This window comes from Trichormus sp. NMC-1, from assembly GCF_001858025.1.
Classification (GTDB): Bacteria; Cyanobacteriota; Cyanobacteriia; order Cyanobacteriales; family Nostocaceae; genus Anabaena.
The window spans coordinates 454019-475697 of the sequence record NZ_LZQD01000002.1; the positions used below are offsets into that span (position 1 = coordinate 454019).

Below are 21679 nucleotides of genomic sequence, written 5' to 3' on the forward strand. Positions count from 1 at the left end.
TATGTAGAGACGTTATATATAACGTCTCTACGTCAAGAAATAAACGTCATAACACAGAAATAAATAGCAAATGGGAGTAAGATATGCTGATGAAAGTTAACGGTTTTGAATTGTCTCCACAACAGAAATATTTATGGAATTTACAACAAAGTGATAGTTTTAATTATTGTGTTGTGGGTGCTGTATCAATTAACGGAAATTTGCAGATAGAAGTTTTAAAATCGGCTGTAAATCAAGTTATCAAAAATCATGAAATTCTCCGCACCAATTATCAAGATATAACGGAAATGAATTTCCCTTTACAAGTTATTAATCATCAAGGTCAGTTTTTGTATGAAGAATATGATTTAAGTAGTTGTAATTTTCAGGAACAAGAGGATAAGTTACAACAAATATTTAACGAGTTTCTCAATTTAAACTTTAATCTAGAAACAGGTGCTGTTTTAAATTTATCTTTGGTAAACATTGCAGCTAACAAATATATTCTATTAATGGCTTTACCTGCTATTTGTGGAGATAAAATAACATTACAAAATTTAGTTAAATTAATTAGTGAATCTTATGCTGCTATCAGTCATCAAGAAGATATATTAGATGATGAAGTATTACAGTATGCTGATTTATCTGCGTGGCAAAATGAACTGTTAACAGGAGTAGAAACCCAAGCAGGTAGATCATATTGGAGTAATTTAGATTTTTCAGCTTTAACAGCATTACATTTACCTGGTGAAAAAACTGCAAATTTAGAATTTAAACCAGAAAGCTATAGCTGTAAATTAGACTTGGAGTTAACTAATAAAATTAATAGTTATCTCCAATTTAATGATATTTCTCTCAGTGAGTTTTTATTAACTTGTTGGAGTATGCTACTTTGGAAACTAACAGGACAAGATAATTTAATTATTGGTTTTGTTTCCGAATGTCGTAAATATCAAGAATTAGAATCAGCTTTAGGTTTATTATCTAAAACTTTACCAATTTCTGTTTATATCCAAGAAACATATAATTTATTGGAGATTTGCGAGCAAATCCAAATAAAATTAGTAGAGGCTTTTAGTTATGAAGAATATTTTTTATTAAACAAAGAAACAGATTTTTTACCTTTTGCTTTTGAACTTGAACCAGAATTAGTTAATTATCATAGTGATGAAATTGAGTTTTCAATTTATCAGCAAGCTGTTTATACTGATAGATATAAAATCAAACTTGCTGGTTATGATCAAAATAACTCTCTTGAGTTAAAACTAAGTTATGATAGCAATTTATTTTCATCTGATCATATTCAGCAGCTATTAAAACAACTTTGTACTTTATTAGAAAGTGCGATAACTTTTCCTGGTTTACCAATTTCGCAATTACAAATTCTCGATCAAACAGAAAAGCAAAAATTACTGCAACAGTTTAATAATACTCAAGTTAATTATAATTACTATCAATGTATTCATCAACTCTTTAGTGAACGAGCAATTAATACACCTGATAAAATAGCACTCATTTTTGAAAATGAAACATTTACCTACGCTCAATTAAATAACCGTGCCAACCAAATAGCAAGATACTTACAAAAATTGGGCGTTGGTTCTGATATTTTAGTGGGTTTATGTGTTGACAGATCTCCATTAATGGTGTTAGGTATTCTCGCTATTTTGAAAGCTGGTGGTGCTTATGTACCCCTAGATCCAACTTATCCACAAGAGCGTTTAACGTTCATGTTGGAAAACTCCCAACCCAAGGTTTTATTAACTCAATCACATATTAAACTAGAACTACCAAAAGATAAAATTCAGGTAGTTTATATAGATGAAATTGATAATTTTATCAATGAAGAATGTCCAGGAAATTTAACAGATATAAGCTATTATCAAAGTTTAGCTTATGTAATTTATACCTCTGGTTCTACAGGTAAACCCAAAGGTGTGCGTGTCACTCATGCTAACTTGTGCCACTATGTCCAAGCAATGCAAAAAGCTTTAGATATTACCGCTGATGATATTTATTTACACACAGCATCTCTCGCTTTTTCTTCTTCAGTGAGACAATTATTAGTTCCTATAACACGGGGAGCAACGGTGAAAATTGCCACCCAAGAACAGCGTCAAGACCCCTTAGCACTATTTCAAGGAATTAAGAAAGATCAGGTCACAGTTATTGATATTGTCCCTTCTTATTGGCGCAATTGTAATTACATCCTGGCTAATTTAGCCCCAGATTTTAAAAATTATTTGTTAGATAATAATTTACGGTTAATTGTTTCTGCTAGTGAACCACTATTATCTGATATTCCTGTTAGTTGGAAATTTGACCTGCAACATCAGGTACGTCTGATTAATATGTTTGGTCAAACTGAAACTTGTGGTATTGTTGCTACTTATCCTATTAATTTAGAAGCAGAAACACCTACTAAAATTATTCCTTTAGGTCAACCCATTGCTAATACCCAAATCTATATTTTAGATCAACATCTAGAACCATTACCTATGGGTGTAACTGGTGAATTATATATAGGTGGTTGGGGTGTTGGACAAGGATATTTACATCGTCCTGATTTAACTGCGGAAAGATTTATTCCTGATCCTTTTAGTTATGAACCAGGTGTAAGACTATATAAAACTGGTGATTTAGGACGTTATTTACCAGATGGAAAAATTGAATTTATTGGACGCAGTGACTATCAAGTAAAAATTCGGGGTTTTCGCATTGAATTGGCAGAAATCGAAGCCCTATTAACTCAATATTCTCAAATTAGAGAAGCGGTAGTTATAGCACGAGAAAATGAAAACAGAGATAAACAATTAATAGCTTATTTAGTTGCCAAAAATTCAGAAACTATAGATTTACATCAACTAAATAACTTTTTGTTGGACAAATTACCTAATTATATGTTGCCCTCTCACTTTGTCATTTTAGAAGCCTTACCCCTGACACCTAATGGTAAAGTGAATCGTCAAGCATTACCTGCACCAGAAGAATTATTACAGCACAAACAAGGTACTATTATTTCACCAAGTACCCCCATAGAAGAAGTTTTAGCGGCAATATGGATCAAAATTCTGGGTATTAAACAAGTAGGAATTACAGAAAACTTTTTTGAACTAGGTGGACATTCCCTATTAGCTACACAAGTAATATCTCAGATTCGGGAAGCTTTTAAGGTTGAATTACCTCTCCGCAGTTTGTTTGAATTACCAACAATAGGGGAACTGGCACAGCGTCTAGAAACAGCACTAAAAGCAGGACAAAGTTTTGCAATTTTACCGATAGAAAAAGTTACAAAAACAGATAATTTACCATTGTCCTTTGCTCAACAAAGACTCTGGTTTTTAGACCAATTACAGCCAGCCAGTTCTGCTTACAATCTCTCTAGGGCTGTAAGACTAGAAGGGTATTTAAACATTGCTGCATTAGAACAAAGTTTTAATGAAATTATCCGCCGTCATCAAGCTTTACGTACTACTTTTATCAGTGTAGATGGTGAACCCAAACAGGTAATTATTCCAGAAGTTAGTATTACTTTGCCCGTAGTTAATTTACAGAATTTACCACCCGAAGAACGGGAAATCCAAACTCAAGCTTGGGTGAAAAATCAAGCACAATATGCTTTTGATTTAACTACTACACCATTATTAAATGTCCTCCTTTTACAATTAACACAACAAGAATATATTTTGTTGTTTACAATCCATCATATTGTGGCTGATGGTTGGTCAGCAGGGGTAATTATTCAAGAATTAGCTGTTCTTTATGAGTCTTTTTGTACAGGTAAAAGTTATGAATTGCCCAGTTTAAATATTCAATATACTGATTTCGCAGTTTGGCAAAAAACACAGTTACAAACTGAAGTCTTTGGTGTTCAAATGGACTACTGGAAACAACAATTAAATGGTAATTTACCAGTATTAGAATTGCCTATAGCTAAACCACGTCCAAAACAACAAACTTTTACTGGCAAAAAGCAGATATTTACACTGTCTCCTATGTTGAGTAATGAATTAAAATCTTTGAGTCAAAAACAAGGTGTAACGCTGTTTATGACTTTATTAGCAGCATTTAAAACTCTGCTTTATCGTTATACAGGACAGGACGATATTTTAATAGGTTCACCTATTGCTAACCGTAACCGTCAAGAAATTGAGGGTTTAATTGGCTTTTTTGTCAATACTTTGGTATTGCGAACTCAACTCAAGGATAATCTGAGTTTTAGTGATTTGTTAAAACAAGTCCGGGAAGTAACATTAGGAGCATACACCCATCAAGATTTACCCTTTGAATTATTAGTCGAAGAATTACAACCGGAAAGAAATCTGATTCATACACCACTATTTCAGGTGATGTTTGCCCTACAAAATGCGCCGGGGGATGGCTTAAAGTTATCAGGTTTAAATTTAGAATATTTGCCTATAGAAAATAATACGGCTCGATTTGATTTGAGTTTATCTTTTATAGAGAATGGTGAAAGTTTAGTTGGAGAATTGGAGTATAACAGCGATTTATTTGCTGTTGATAATATTAACTGGATTGTGGGACATTTAGAAACTTTGTTAGCAGATATCGTTAAATATCCAGATAAGTCTATATCAGAATTATCTATACTGACACCAGCGGAACAGCAGCAAATTTTAAGGGAGTGGAATTATACAGAAGCTAATTATCCTCATGTCTGCGTTCATGATTTGTTTACCACTCAGGTAGCCAAGACACCAAATGCTGTGGCTGTGGTAGCTGGATCTCAACAGTTAACTTATGCAGAATTAGATAAAAAATCGAATCAACTGGCACGATATTTAACCAGCTTGGGTGTAGGTAAGGAAGTGTTAGTGGGTATTTGTAGCGATCGCTCCCTCTCCATGATCATCGCCATCATTGCAACTATCAAAGCAGGTGGCGCATACATCCCACTAGATCCTACATTTCCTCAAGAGCGTTTAGGATTCATGTTAGCAGACTCACAAATTTCAATTTTACTAACCCAGCAACATTTATTACCCCATATCCCCGCCCATAACGCCCAAGTTATCTGTTTAGATCGGGACTGGGAAACTATCGCCATTCAAGATACAAATAGCCCTAATACCAGCATTCAGCCGGATGATTTGATTTACACTATCTATACCTCTGGTTCTACAGGCCAACCTAAAGGTGTACAAATTACTCATAGAAATGTGGTAAATTTTCTGACTGCAATGCACCAGCATTTACATTTAACTCAAACAGATAGTTTACTGTCAGTCACTACCTTATCTTTTGATATTGCGGTTTTAGAAATTTTTCTACCCTTAATAACAGGAGCTAAATTAATATTAGTCAGTCGAGAAATAGCAACGGACGGTACACAGTTATTACAACAACTTAATAATTCTGCTGCAACCATTATGCAAGCTACCCCTGCAACTTGGCGAATGTTATTAGATGCCGGTTGGGAAGGAAATTCACAATTAAAAATCCTTTGTGGAGGCGAAGCCTTACCTCAAAATTTAGCTGATCAATTATTATCAAAATGTTATCAACTTTGGAATTTATACGGTCCAACAGAAACAACTATTTGGTCAACAATTCAGCAAATTCATGATAGTCAAAAAACCGTTTCTATCGGTCGTCCTCTAGCTAACACCCAAATTTATATTTTAGATAAATCTCTACAACCATTACCCGTCGGCGTTCCTGGAGAACTATATATTGGTGGTGCTGGTTTAGCACGGGGTTATTTTAAGCAACCAGAATTAACTCAAGAAAAATTCATTTCTAATCCATTCATTCCCGAAACATTACTCTATAAAACTGGTGACTTAGCCCGTTATCTTGCTAATGGAGAAATTGAATATTTAGGACGCATTGACTATCAAGTGAAAATTCGTGGTTTCCGCATTGAATTAGGCGAAATTGAAGCTGTTTTAGAAAGCCATTCCGCAGTGCATCAATGTGTAGTGATAGCGCGGGAAGATGTACCAGGAAATCAGCGTTTAGTTGCTTATTTGGTGGCAGAACCTAACCCCCTAACCCCCTTCCCTAGTAGAGAAGGGGGAACATTAAAGCCTCTCTCCTCGCAGGAGAGAGGTTTGGAGAGAGGTTTAAGTGAACTACGCCAATATTTACAGCAAAAATTACCTGAGTACATGATACCCAGTGCTTTTGTTTTCTTAGAGTCTTTACCTTTAACCCCTAATGGTAAAGTAAACCGTCGCGCGTTACCTGCACCAGAAAATACTCAATTGGAAACAGATAATTTTGTGCTTCCTCGTTATCCAGTCGAAGAAGTTTTAGCTGCAATTTGGACTCAAGTTTTAGGTATTTCTCAAGTTGGTATTTATGACAATTTCTTTGAACTCGGTGGACATTCTTTATTAGCAACTCAAGTTATTTCTCGGATTCGGAAAATCTTGTCAGTAGATATATCATTGCAACATTTATTTACATTTCCCACTATTGCCGAACTAGCTAAGGAAATTCAACAAATAAATAGTGAAAGTATTTCGACAATTACACCTGTTTCTCGTGATGGAAATCTACCTTTATCTTTTGCTCAAACTAGGTTATGGTTATTAGAACAACTTAACCCAAATAGCGGTATTTATAATATGCCCGCCGCCGTTCAATTTGTGGGTGAATTGAATATACAGGCATTAAAGAAAAGTATCAATGAAATTATTCGCCGTCATGAAGTTTTACGCACTAGCTTTGTTTTAGTTGATGGGCAACCTTTACAGATACTTGTTGATGATGTACAGTTAAAAATATCTGTAATTAATTTACAGAAATTGACAAAAAATGCCCAAAAAGAAGCAATTGAATGTTATAGTGAAGAGGAGTTTCAACTACGATTTGATTTACAACAAGCACCATTATTAAGATGTAAACTATTACAACTAGACAAACAAAAATACATCTTATTATTTACCATCCATCATATTGTTTTTGATGGTTGGTCAACGGGTATAATAATTAAAGAATTGGCAGCACTCTATTCTGCTTTTAGTCAAAATCAAACTTCACCTTTACCAAGATTACTTATTCAATATGCAGACTTTGCAGTTTGGCAACGTCAACATTTACAAGGTGAAAGACGAGAAACTTTACTCTCCTATTGGCAGCAGCAATTAGCTAATTTACCTGTTTTACAACTGCCTACAACTCGTCCCCGTGCAGAAGTAAAAACTAACCGGGGTGCTAGTCATAGTTTTGTGATACCTGCCACAATATCACAACAATTACAACAGTTATCACGGCAAGAAAGTGTTACTTTATTTATGACACTGCTGGCGAGTTTTAAAATCTTATTACAACGTTACAGCAACCACGATGATATTGTTGTTGGTACAGATATTGCTAACAGAAATCAGGCGGAAATTGAATCATTAATTGGCTTTTTTATTAACTTATTAGTTCTCCGCACTGACTTAACAGGAAATCCCACTTTTCTGGAATTATTACAACGAGTTCGCACCCAAACATTAGCAGCTTACGCTCATCAAGATTTACCATTTGACGAATTAGTGAGAGAATTACAACCTGAACGTCAGGTAAGTAATACAGTACCATTTTTCCAAGTGTTATTTGTCCTGCAAAATACACCCAACTCAGCCTTAGAATTACCAGAACTCACCTTAAAATTATTGGAAGTAGAAAGCAAAGTAGCCAGATTCGATTTAGCCCTATTCCTCACAGAAACCGAGCAAGGTATAAAAGGTAAATGGCAATATAACGCCGATTTATTTACTTCAGATACTATCACTAACTTAACTAATCATTGGCAAACATTAATTAACAATATTGTTAACCAACCTCAAAACCACATCAATACATTAGAAATGCTTACAGCAACAGAAAAGGAACAACAAACTATGCAACAACAGGAGCGTAAAGCAGCTAAAAGACAAAAATTCATGAGCATTGCTCCCCAGGCTGTTAATCTATCAGTAGAGCAATTAATTAAAACAGATTATCTGCAAGCAGGGCAAAAATTCCCCCTCGTAATTCAGCCCCATAGTGCAGAAATTGATATCATATCTTGGACAGAAAATAACCGCGCATATCTGGAAACTGAATTATTCAAACATGGAGCGATTTTATTTAGAGGTTTTGATGTAAAATCAGTTTCAGAGTTTGAAAATTTCGCTCAAACAATTTCTCCTAATTTATTTGCTGAATATGGCGACTTACCCCGCACAGATGAAGGTGGTAAAGTTTATGGTTCTACTCCTTACCCAGCAGATAAAGCGATACTTTTTCACAATGAAAGTTCTCATTTACATTCCTTCCCCTTAAAGATTTGGTTTTACTGTGTTCAACCAGCAGAAAAAGGTGGAGAAACCCCAATTGTTGACTGTAGAAAAGCATATCAATTGCTTAGTCCACAATTACGAGAGAAGTTAGCAACTAAACAGTTAATGTACGTGAGGAATTATGCTGAAGGCTTAGATGTAAGTTGGCAGAACTTCTTTCAAACCACAGATAAAAAAGAGGTAGAAAATTATTGTCGTCAAGCAAAAATTGAATTTGAATGGTATAATGATAATAATTTAGTTACTCGCCAAATTCGTTCAGCTTTAGCAGTACATCCCAAAACTGGCGAACCTGTATTTTTTAACCAAATTCAATTACACCATATCTCCTATTTAGATACAGATGTTAGAGAATCGCTGCTATCTATCTTTGGAGAGTCAAAATTACCCCGTAACGTTTACTTTGGTGACGGTACACCAATTACAGAAGCAGAAATTGCCGAAATTAATGCAGTCTATCAGCAATCGCAAACTAGCTTCCCTTGGCAAAAAGGCGACATTATCATGCTAGATAATATGCTGGCCGCTCACGCTAGAAACCCCTATTTGGGAGAGCGTAAAATCGTTGTTGCAATGGCAGAAATGATTAATAGTCAAGATATTCAAAAATAAGTATTCTTCAAAACTATGCAAACTCAAGTAATTAGTGGCTTTCAACTTGCTCCTCAACAAAAAAGACTGTGGAATTTACAACAAAAGAGTTCTGCTTTCTGCTCCCAATGTAGTATTTTAATTGACGGTAATCTCCAAGCAGAGATACTGCAAAATACTATTCAAGAAATTGTTAATCATCATGATATTTTAAGAACAAATTTCTATCACTTAGCTGGAGCTAAAAACCCAGTTATGGTATTTGGCAATCAGAGTTTATTTAATTGGGAATATTTGGATTTAAGTAATTTATGTCAAGAAAATATTGCTGAGAAAATTCAAGAATCATTTTGGCAAGCAAGACAGGAATATCAAAATAAATCTCAAGATTTACCACTGCGGTTATGTTTAATCAAATTGTTGAATAACCAGCATATTTTAATTATTTCTCTACCTGCTTTATGTGCAGATAATAGAACAATCAAAAACTTGGTTAATCAAATTAGTCAAGGTTATGAAAAATGCTTTCAAGGTAAGGAATTTACTATGAATTCTTTACAGTATGTCCAATTTTCTGAATGGCAGAATCAATTACTTACAGATGAAGATGCAGCCGAAGCACAAGCATATTGGCAACAACAAAAAATTAACTCTTTATCAGCATTAAAATTACCTCATGAACGACAAAGAAATAATGAGCAATTTGTCACTGAGCGTTATCAATTAGTTATTAGTCAGGAATTATTTACTCAAATTGATGAATTTGCCAAAAAATATGATATAACGCCTGATATTATATTACTAGCTTGCTGGCAAATATTGATTTGGCGACTCACAGGAGAATCAGAAATTGTCATTGGTACAGCAGTTAGTCGCCGTGAATATGAAGAACTTAATGATGTATTTGGCTTATTAGCAACTTGGCTACCAATTAAAACTAAATTTACCGCCAATTTAAACTTTATAGAAGTATTAGCAGCAGTAAAACAAACATTAGAAAATGCTACCGAATGGCAAGATTATTTTGTACCTGAAGCTGTAGAAACTGATGGTTTAATAGCTTTCCCTATTGGCTTTGAATTTAATAATATTTCTGTTCACAACTCTGATGATACAGAAGTTAAATTCACCTTACAGGAAATCTACAGCTTGATTGAACCTTTTAAAGTTAAATTATCTTGTTTACAAGACAATCATAGTTTAATTGCAGAATTTTATTATGATATTAATTACTTTTCTCAATTAACAATTCAAAGACTAGCAAAAAATTTTCAAACATTATTGATAAATAATTTCAATAATTTACATATACCTATCAGTGAATTAGAAATCCTCAGCCACAGTGAACGTCAACAATTGTTAGTTGAATTTAATCAAACAAAAATTGAGTATGATCGTGAAAAATGTATTCATGAATTATTTGCAGAGCAGGTAGAAAAAACACCAAATCAAGTTGCTGTAGTGTTTGAAAATGAAGAAATCACATATAAAGAATTAAACTGTAAAGCTAATCAACTAGCACACTATCTGAAAAAGCAAGGGGTACAGCCAGATTTTGTAGTTGGTTTGTGCGTAGAGCGTTCTTTAGAAATGATTGTTGGTTTATTAGGTATTCTCAAAGCAGGTGGAGCTTATGTACCACTTGAATCTAATTTACCAACAGAAGCTCTCAACTTACGATTACAAGAGGCAAAAACATCATTAGTAATTACTCAGCAATCATTAATTAATCGTTTTGAAAAAGAAAAAGTAATTGCTATTGATGCAGATTGGGAAAATATTGCAGTCGAAAGTAATGAAAATCTTCATACGGAAGTAAAACCGGAAAATCTTGTTTATGTTATCTTTACTTCCGGTTCTACAGGTAAACCAAAAGGAGTGGCTACAGAACACCGACAATTGTTCAATTATATCCATGCGATAGCTCATCAACTCAACTTACCAACAACTGCAAACTATGCCACCGTTTCTAGTTTAAGTGCAGACTTGGGAAATACAATGATTTTCCCTTCTCTTTGCAGAGGAGGCTGTTTACATATCATTTCCTCAGCACGGATAGGAAATGCGGTAAAGTTGGCTGAATATTGTCGTCAACACCCCATTGATTGTTTAAAAATTGTCCCTTCTCACCTCACCGCACTCCTGGCTGCAACTCCATCAGCAGTATCTATTCTCCCCCGTCAATACTTAATTTTGGGTGGTGAAACAGCTAGTTGGAAATTAATTTCTCAAATTCAACAGCAAGCACCAAACTGTCAAATATTTAATCATTATGGACCAACAGAAACTACTATTGGCGTTTTAACTTATACAGTAAAAAATCAAGATGATGAATTAACTTCCGAGACAGTTCCTTTAGGTCGTCCACTTGCTAATACTCAAGTTTATATCTTAGATGAAGAGTTAAAACCAGTACCTTTAGGAGTAATAGGAGAACTTTATATTAGTGGTGCAGGACTAACTCGTGGTTATTTAAATCAACCAGAATTAACAGCACAACGCTTTATTTCCCATTCTTTACTCGGTCAAGAATTAAGTTTATATAAAACAGGCGATCGCGTCCGTTATTTAGAAAGTGGTAATATAGAATTTCTGGGTAGGGTTGATAACCAAGTTAAAATTCGCGGATTTCGCATTGAATTAGCAGAAATAGAACTAACTCTGGCTCAACATCCAACTATACAACAAGCTGTAGTTACAGTTCAACAATCAGAAAATAATCAACGCTTAATATCTTATCTTGTTCCCCAACCAAAAGCAGTAATAAATATTAATGAATTGCGGAGTTTTCTTAAACAAAAACTACCAGATTATATGCTGCCATCAGCCTTTGGTATCCTGAAAAAATTACCCTTAACAGTTAACGGTAAAATAGACCGTCAAGCATTACCAAATATTGAAAGTTTGTTTTCAGAATTAGCAGTAAAATATGAACCACCAAAAACAGAAATAGAACAAGCGATCGCTCAACTTTGGCAACAACTTCTGCAAATAGAAAAAGTAGGAATTAATGATAACTTCTTCGACATTGGTGGACATTCATTACTGCTAGTTCAAGTTCATGCCAAACTCCGAGATATGTTTCCTGTTGATATTGCCATTACCCATTTATTTGCATATCCAACTATTAGTTCTCTATCTGAATATTTAACACAAGCTCAACCAGAAACAGCGACATTAGTAGAAACTCAACGAAGGGCAGCAAATCGCAAGAATGCTCACTCAAAAAGAAGAAATTAAACATAACTTAAATAATCAAAAACTTTAAATCAAGCCATGAACAACATAGAAAACAAAACCCAAATTTGTGAAACTGATATCGCCATTATTGGGATGGCTGGGAGATTTCCCAAAGCTAATAATCTTGATGCTTATTGGCAGAATCTCCGCGAGGGAGTAGAGGCTTTAACTGAATTTACTGATACAGATTTGCAAGCCCAGGGTGTAGATGCACAACTACTAAATAATCCTCATTATGTGAAAGCAGGATTCGTATTAGAAGATGTTGAATCATTTGCTGCTTCTTTCTTTGATTACTCTCCCAGAGAAGCAGAAATTATGGACCCACAGCAACGAATTTTTTTAGAAGTTGCTTGGGAAGCTTTAGAAAATGCTGGCTACAACACTGAAACTGATCAAGAACAAATTAGTATTTATGCTAGTTCTAGTATTAACACTTACTTTTTATTCAATCTTTTACCCAATTCCGAATTAATTAAATTAGTCGGCTTTGACCAAATTAGACATAATAACCGGGCTGATAACTTAGCCACAAGAGTAGCTTATAAATTAAACTTTAAAGGGTCAGCGATTAATGTTCAAACAGGCTGTTCTAGTTCCTTAGTGGGAATTCATTTAGCCTGTCAAAGCTTACTAAATCATGAATGTGATATTGCTTTAGCTGGCGGAGTTTCCATATCTGCAAATCAAACAACAGGTTATCTTTACCAAGAAGGAGGAATTTTATCACCTGATGGTCATTGTCGCGCCTTTGATGCACAAGCTAAAGGTACTCTTAATGGTAATGGTGTTGGTGTTGTAGTTTTCAAGCGTTTGCAAGATGCTATGAGAGATGGGGATTTTATTCATGCTATCATCAAAGGCACGGCTGTTAATAATGATGGTTCTCTCAAAGTCGGTTATACAGCACCTAGTATTGATGGACAAGCCAAAGTCATCACCGAAGCATTAGCAGTATCAGGAGTCAATCCCGAAACAATTAGCTATATAGAAACCCACGGAACGGGAACAGTTTTAGGCGACCCTATCGAAATTGCGGCTTTAAAAAAATCCTTCGACCTTTATACTCAAAAACAAAATTTTTGTGCCTTATCTTCAGTCAAAACTAACATTGGACATTTAGATGCTGCTGCTGGTATTGCTGGTTTCATCAAAACTGTTTTAGCATTGAAAAACAAGCAAATTCCACCGAGTTTAAATTTTGCCTCACCTAATCCCCAAATTGACTTTGCTAACAGTCCTTTTTATGTCAATAACCAACTGAAAGAATGGCATTCACCAAACCACCCACGCCGCGCTGGAGTCAGTTCTTTTGGTATTGGTGGGACAAATGCCCATATTATTCTCGAAGAAGCACCAAATATTATAAATTCTGGTATAACTTCTGAAATATCGCGCCAATGGCAACTTTTACCACTCTCAGCTAAGACAAATTCTGCCCTGGAAACTGCAACGCAAAATTTAGCTAATTACTTCAGACAAAATCCTGATGTTAATCTAGCTGATGTTGCATATACCTTAAGTGTAGGTCGTCAAAGTTTTGAACATCGCCGTATAGCAATATGTGAAAATATTGAGGATGCAATTCAAGTTTTAGAAACTCAAAACACCCCATTTTCTCAAGCCGAACATCCTGCAATTATATTTATGTTTCCTGGTCAGGGTTCTCAGTATGTAAATATGGGTCGGGAACTGTACGAAACAGAAGCCATTTTTAGAGAACAAGTTGATAATTGCTGCGAACTACTCAAACCCCATTTAGGATTAGATTTACGCCAAATACTCTATCCCACCGTAACAACTTCAGAAGCAACACAGCAATTAACCCAAACTGCTATTACCCAACCTGCGCTATTTGTCATTGAATATGCACTAGCTAAATTATGGATCACCTGGGGAGTCAACCCACAAGCAATGATTGGTCACAGTATTGGGGAATATGTGGCTGCTTGTCTGGGTGATGTTTTCACCCTCGAAGATGCTTTAGCACTGGTGGCTATGCGGGGAAAATTGATGCAGCAACTACCATCAGGCGCAATGTTAGCTGTTTTCTTGTCAGCAGCAGAAATTAAACCTTTACTGAATGAAAATTTATCTTTAGCTGCCAATAATGCCCCCAATTTATGCGTGGTTTCGGGAACTCATGCAGCCATAGAAGCATTACATCAACAACTTGCAGCTAAAGGTGTGGAGTGCCGTAATTTGCACACTTCCCACGCGTTTCATTCCCAAATGATGAATCCTATCATTGATGAATTTCAAGAGTATTTAAGCAAAATTAACTTACAATCTCCCCAAATTCCCTTTATTTCAAATGTTACAGGTACTTGGATTACAACCGCCCAAGCAACTGATTCTTACTACTGGGGACAGCATTTGCGGCAAACAGTGCGTTTTGCTGAGGGTATGACTGAATTAGGGAACAAATCAGCACAAATTTTCTTAGAAGTTGGTCCAGGAAAGGTATTAAGTAACTTAGTTAAACAACTAGAAGCATCACCAACTATATTATCTTCTCTACGCCATCCTCAAGAACAACAATCAGATGTAGCATTTTTATTCAACACCCTTGGTAAACTTTGGCAAGCTGGAATTGAGATTAACTGGTCAGAATTTTATAATTCCCAGCGTCGTTATCGCGTTCCTTTACCCACATATCCTTTTGAACGACAAAGATTTTGGATAGAACCACAAACAAAAGTAGACCTGATTTCTCAAGATATCAATGATTGGTTTTACGTTCCTGTTTGGAAACAAACAATACCTCTAAAAACATCTGTTAATAAACAGATGATACCGGAAAAACGATGTTGTTTAGTATTTATTGATGGTTTAGGAATAGGTACAAAACTTGTCCAAGAATTACAACAACAAAGACAAGATGTAATTATTGTACAAGCAGGAGACAAATTTACTAAGTTCAGAGATGGTGTTTATAGTATTTATCCTCAAGCTAAGGCTGATTATGATGCTTTAATCAAAGACCTTTGTTTGATTAATAAAACCCCAGAAATCATATTTCATTGCTGGGGAATAACTCCAAATAATCAATCTTTATCAGAAATTGATTTTGGTTTTTGGAGTTTACTTTTTCTTGCTCAAGCATTAGGACAGCAGCCTGTTAATGATCAAGTGCAAATTATAGTTATTACTAATAATCTGCATAATGTGACTGGAGAAGAAAATTTATCTCCTGAAAAAACAACTGTGTTGGGTGCGTGTAAGGTAATTGGTCAGGAGTTTACTAATATTACCTGCCGGAACATTGATATTATAATTCCTCAACCTGAAATTAAAAAACAACAACTAATAGAGAAAATTTTAGCTGAATTAATATCTGATTTCCAGGAATTAATTATTGCTTATCGGGGACAACATCGCTGGATACAAACTTTTGAAAAAACTCAGTTAGAAACAGCCAGTTTAGAGAATTCGCCACTACGGCAAGGGGGAGTATATGTTATTACTGGAGGTCTGGGAGGTATTGGTTTAACACTAGCAGAATATTTAGCTCAAACAGTAAAAGCAAAGTTAGTTTTAATCGGGCGTTCTCAATTTCCCAAGCGTAATGAATGGGAAGAATGGCTAATAAACAATGATCCCCAAAATCCTGTTAGTCAAAACATCAAAAAGTTACAAAATTTAGAAAATATTGGTGCTGAAGTTCTAGTTTTAACTGCTGATGTCACCAGCCTAGAACAAATGCAATCTGTCAAAAACCAAGTATTAGCAAAATTTGGTGAAATTAACGGTGTAATTCACACCGCAGGTGTTCCTGGTGGTGGTATTATTCAACTCAAAACACCGGAAACAGCCCAAAATGTACTAGCACCAAAAGTCCAAGGAACTTTAGTAATTGATACTGTTTTCTGTGATGAAAAGTTAGATTTATTTGTTCTTTGCTCATCCTTAACATCAATTCTTGGTGGTTTGGGACAAGTAGATTATTGTGCTGCTAATGCTTTCTTAGATGGATTTGCCCAAAGCAAATATTTTCAACAAAAACCCCTGACTATCACTATAAATTGGTGTGGTTGGCAAGAAGTAGGAATGTTAGTAAATACAGCTATTCCCGAGGAACTAAAAAACCGCCGCGCACAGCATCTAAATAAAGCTATATCACCCCAAAATGGGATAGAAGCTTTTAGCAGAATTTTGCATAGTCGCTTATCTCAAGTAGTAGTAAGTAAACAAAATATTGAGGAACAAATTCAAAGAAGTTATGCTAATGTAAATTTGGCAACAGAGTTAAATAATCTAGAACAACAAGTCAGCCAAATAAAGTTTTCTCAACAACTCCATCCCCGTCCTCATCTCAGTAATCCTTATGTTGCTCCCCGCAGCCTTATAGAACAAAGTATTACGGAATTATGGCAACAGACTTTGGGTTTAGAGCAGGTGGGTATATATGATAATTTCTTTGAATTAGGTGGACATTCTCTATTAGCGACTCAGGTAATTTCTCAAGTGCGAAAAACTTTTTTAATAGAAATTCCTCTCAGTAGTTTATTTTCTGAAGGTTCTACAATTGCCAACCTAGCTGAGATAGTAGAACACCTAATTTTAGAAAAAATTGCAGATTTATCGGAAGAAGAAGCACAACGTCTTTTAGGTGTTTAATATCTAAGAGGATGTTTTAAAAGTCTAACTTGGGCGATTAGAAATCACGCCTACGCAGGTTTGAAACCCTTAATTTTTCATTAGTCCACGCAGGTGGACTTAGCTTGTGTAGTAGTGAATTGTATTCGCCGAAAATTTTTAAGACCAAACCTAAATTTTAGATATCAATAAAATCTTTTAAATAGCTGAGAGTGGCAATATGTCTGAATCTGATTTACTATTACAAAAAAAAGCTAATTTATCAACAGCTAAAAAAGCTTTATTAGCAAAGTTGATGCAAGGTAAATTGCAGAATAATACTATACCTTGTCGTCAACACTCAGATTCAATTCCTTTATCTTTTGCCCAAGAAAGATTATGGTTTTTAGAACAGTTAGATCCAAATCAGCCTCTATATAATGAGCCAACAGCTTTACACCTACGGGGTATTCTTGAGATAGCTACATTACAAAAAAGTCTGAATGAAATAGTCCGCCGACATGAATCTCTGAGAACTATATTTACTACAGTTGAAGGAAAACCAATCCCAACTATTTTTCCTCACTTTAACTTAAATTTACCTATAGTTAGCATTGAGTTACTAACACCTTCAGAACAAAAAATTGAAGTTAAACGCCTAGCTATTGAGGAAGCTTTACAACCATTTGATTTAGGTAAAGATCCACTCATCCGAGTTAAACTACTGCAATTAGGCGAAACAGAGTATGTATTACTGCTAACCATGCACCATATTATCTGCGATCGCTGGTCATTTGCAATTCTGCTGCAAGAACTCACCACTCTTTATCAAGCCTTCTCTAAAGGTCAAATTTCACCTTTCAAAGAACTACCAATCCAATATGCAGACTATGCTATTTGGCAAAAAAACTACCTCACAGGAGAAGTTTTAGAAAAGCAGATATCCTATTGGGAAAAACAACTAGCAGATGCACCTGCTGTCCTAGAACTACCTACGGACTATCCTCGACCACCCGTAATGAGTAATCGGGGTTCTCAACTATCTTTTAGTTTATCACCAGAATTAACCCAGGCTCTTAAAACACTTTCACAACAGGAAGAAGCTACTTTATTTATTACTTTACTTACTGCTTTTAAAGTTTTACTTTATCGTTATACCCAACAAACAGATATTTTAGTTGGCACAACTATAGCAGGTCGTAACCGAGAAGAATTAGAAACGCTAATTGGTTTTTTTGTTAATACTTTAGTTTTACGCACTGATCTGAGTAATAAACCGAGTTTTCGTCAACTATTGCGACAGGTTCGACAAGTAGCTTTAGAAGCTTATGCCCATCAAGATTTACCTTTTGAGAAAATAGTCGAAAAACTTCAACCAGAACGTAATTTTAGCCATACACCTTTGTTTCAGGTGATGTTTCAATTGCAGAACACACCAAATAAAACATTAGAAATACCGGGTTTAACTTGGGAAAGTTTAGAGTTCCACAATCATACAGTTAAGTTTGACTTGTGTTTATCAATGGTAGAAACTGAACAAGGGCTAATAGGCAACTTGCAGTACAATACTGATTTATTTGATGTTGCCACTATCCACAGAATGCAGGGTCATTTTCAAACTTTACTGGAGAGCATTATTAATAATCCAGAACAAATAATTGAGGAATTACCTCTATTAACTAAAACCGAGCAAAAGCAATTTCTAGAATGGAATCATACCCAAGTTGAATATCCTCAAGACAAATGTATTCATCAACTATTTGAAGATCAAGTAAAGAAAACACCCGATACCGTTGCGGTAGTATTTGAGAATGAATCTTTAACCTATCGAGAACTTAATGAAAGAGCCAATCAACTGGCACATTACTTGCAAAAATTGGGAGTAAGTCCAGAGATATTGGTAGGGATTTGTGTAGAGCGATCGCTCTTCATGGTTATTGGTATATTAGCAATTCTTAAAGCTGGTGGTGCTTACGTTCCTCTAGATCCAGCCTATCCCCAAGAACGTTTGGCTTTCATGGTGCAAAATGCACAAATTTATGTTTTACTTACACAAACAAAACTGTTACAAAGTCTTCCTATTTTGCCTACCAAACTCATAAATTTAGATAAAGATTGGCAGCAAATCACACAATTACCATCATCTAACCTAGCTAATACTCAAGTACAACCAGATCATCTTGCTTACATCATTTATACTTCTGGTTCTACAGGTCAATCAAAGGGGGTAATGATTCAACATTCCAGCCTTATTAATGCTTATTTTGCCTGGGAAACAATCTACCAATTGCGTACAAATGTCACATCTCATCTGCAAATGGCCAGCTTTTCTTTTGATGTTTTTTCTGGAGATTTGATTCGGGCTTTATGTTCTGGTGGCAAACTGGTTTTATGTCCAAGAGATTTATTGCTATCATCTGAACATTTATATGAACTAATGCAAAAACAAAAAGTAGATTGTGCAGAGTTTGTACCAGCAGTCTTAAGAAATTTAATCCAGTATCTTGAGAATAGCCAACAGCGTCTCGATTTCATGCGATTACTAATTTGTGGTTCTGATAGCTGGAGTGGTGCAGAATATCGCAACTTTTTACAATTCTTTAGTTCTCAAACTCGGTTAATCAACTCCTATGGTTTGACAGAAACTACTATTGATAGTTCTTATTTTGAAACAACAGCCAAAGATTTAAGCGTTGAACAATTAGTACCTATAGGTCGCCCATTTCCTAATACTCAATTCTACATTTTAGATAAACATTTACAACCAGTACCTATCGGGATTCCTGGAGAACTTTATATTGGTGGTTTTAATCTGGCTAGAGGCTATATGCACCGTCCTGATTTAACTGCCGAAAAATTTATTTCTAACCCATTTAGTCATAATTCTGTCCAGCGTTTATACAAAACTGGTGATTTAGTTCGCTACTTGCCAGATGGTAATATCGAATTTCTACAACGCATTGACAACCAAGTTAAAATTAGAGGTTTCCGCATCGAGATTGGTGAAATTGAAGCAACAATTAATCAATACAAAGAAATCAGAGAAGTTGTAGTTATAGTTAGAGAAGATATCCCAGATAACAAACGTCTAGTCGCTTATGTCGTTCCCCATGCTACAGAAATCTCTGTCTTAGAATTACGTAACTTTTTAAAATCTAAATTACCAAATTACATGATACCTTCTGCCTTTGTAGTGTTAGAAAAAATTCCTCTCACACCCAATGGCAAAATCAACCGTCGTGGCTTACCTGCACCTGAAAGAATACAGCAGTCAGAAGCAAATACTTCTCTAACTTTGACTCCAGTTCAAGAAATGCTCGCTGGTATTTGGGCTGATATTTTAGATATCAAACAAGTAGGGATTTATGACAATTTCTTTGAATTAGGTGGTCATTCTCTGTTAGCAACTCGTGTTATTTCCCAAATTCGCAAAGCTTTCCAAATAGAATTGCCTCTGCGTTGTTTATTTGCATCACCAACAGTATCAGAATTAGCTAAAGAAATAGAAAAAGCTACAAAAGCAGAGTTAAAACTGAACTTACCAACGATTAAACCTGCTTCTAGATCAGAAAAGATACCTCTGTCTTTTTCTCAACAAAGATTGTGGTATCTAGACCAATTACAGCCTAATAGCAATGCTTTCAACATCTTTGATGCTGTGCGTATTGTTGGTTTACTAAATATCTCAGTCTTAGAACAAAGTCTTAATGAAATTGTTCGCCGGCATGAAATTCTTCGTACTAACTTTACTGTAGTTCAGGGAGAACCAATTCAAGTTATTACTCCATCTCTAACTTTAAAAATCAATATCCTAGACCTCAGCGAATTACCAGATACTCAACGGGAGCATACAGCCAATAAATTAGCTGAACAAGAAGCTGCAAAGCCTTTTTATTTAGATAAAGAATCATTGCTAAGAGTTACTCTTGTCCGTTTAAATGAAGCAGATTATATACTGCTTTTGACTATGCACCACATTATCTCTGATGGTTGGTCTACAGGAGTTTTAATTAAAGAATTAGTAGGATTATATGAAGCCTTCTCTCTAGGTAAATCTTCTCCATTTCCAGAGTTATCAATTCAATATGCAGACTTTGCAATTTGGCAAAATCACTGTTTCAAAGAAGAGTTATTAGAAAATCAATTAAGTTATTGGAAACAGCAACTAAAAAACGTACCAATCCTCAAATTACCCACAGATTATCCTCGACCTGATATTGCTATGTATCGGGGTGCAAAACAAACTTTAACGCTCAATCTAACATTAATTGAAGCTATTAAAAGCCTGAGCTTGCGAGAAAAAACTACTATTTTTATGACCCTATTAGCAGCTTTTAAAGCTGTACTGCACTACTACAGTGGTCAAGAAGATATTGTAGTTGGTACTGATGTTGCCAATAGAAATGTATCGGAAACTGAAGGGTTAATTGGATTTTTTGTAAATCAATTAGTCTTACGCACTTCTGTTAGCGGTAACCCAACATTTTCAGAATTCTTACAAAGAGTAAGAGAAGTTACTTTAGGTGCATATTCCCATCAAGATTTACCTTTCGATGTTTTAGTAAATACTCTCAATCCAGAACGTAATCTAAATCTGTCACCCTTATTCCAAGCCAAATTCATTTTCGATAATACACAAACACCAACATTAGAATTTCCTGGTTTAACAATCAGTTCGATCCAAATGGCTAAAATCTCAACTCAGCTTGATTTAATTTTGAGGTTAACAGAAACATCACAAGGTATTATTGCTAATTTAGAATACAACACAGATATATTTACCTCTGTAACTATTACTCAAATGCTTGCATTTTGGGAAATATTTCTAAATCAAGTTGTAAATAATTCTACTGCTAGATTACAAGAATTAGTTGATGCGATCGCAACAGTAGACAAAGAACAAAAAAATCTTGTCAAAATCAAACATAAACAAGATACTCAACAAAAAATTCAAACCATCAAGCGGAAAGCAATTAATCATACATCCTAGATAA

Annotated in this window: 4 protein-coding genes; all 4 read left to right on the forward strand. The window is 35.1% G+C overall.

The annotated features are described in order from the left end of the window. Positions 1-83: 83 nt before the first annotated feature. The gene (locus A9Y75_RS08850) at positions 84-8888 is read left to right on the forward strand and encodes a non-ribosomal peptide synthetase (RefSeq protein WP_071189195.1); all 8805 of its coding nucleotides are present in this window, start codon (positions 84-86) and stop codon (positions 8886-8888) included. Positions 8889-8903: 15 nt separating this feature from the next. Continuing rightward, complete coding sequence (locus A9Y75_RS08855; RefSeq protein WP_071189196.1) at positions 8904-12107, forward strand: non-ribosomal peptide synthetase; 3204 nt, start codon at positions 8904-8906, stop codon at positions 12105-12107. 36 nt (positions 12108-12143) lie between these two features. Continuing rightward, on the forward strand, positions 12144-16727 hold the full coding sequence (locus A9Y75_RS08860) for a type I polyketide synthase (RefSeq protein WP_071189197.1): 4584 nt from the start codon (positions 12144-12146) through the stop codon (positions 16725-16727). A gap of 199 nt (positions 16728-16926) precedes the next feature. Continuing rightward, on the forward strand, positions 16927-21675 hold the full coding sequence (locus A9Y75_RS08865; RefSeq protein ID WP_071189198.1) for a non-ribosomal peptide synthetase: 4749 nt from the start codon (positions 16927-16929) through the stop codon (positions 21673-21675). Positions 21676-21679: the final 4 nt, after the last annotated feature.

Excerpts from the sequence above, each read along its gene's own strand:
- A9Y75_RS08850 (WP_071189195.1), top strand. The coding sequence starts at position 84 with ATGCTGATGAAAGTTAACGGTTTTGAATTGTCTCCACAACAGAAATAT.
- A9Y75_RS08855 (WP_071189196.1), top strand. The coding sequence starts at position 8,904 with ATGCAAACTCAAGTAATTAGTGGCTTTCAACTTGCTCCTCAACAAAAA.
- A9Y75_RS08860 (WP_071189197.1), top strand. The coding sequence starts at position 12,144 with ATGAACAACATAGAAAACAAAACCCAAATTTGTGAAACTGATATCGCC.
- A9Y75_RS08865 (WP_071189198.1), top strand. The coding sequence starts at position 16,927 with ATGTCTGAATCTGATTTACTATTACAAAAAAAAGCTAATTTATCAACA.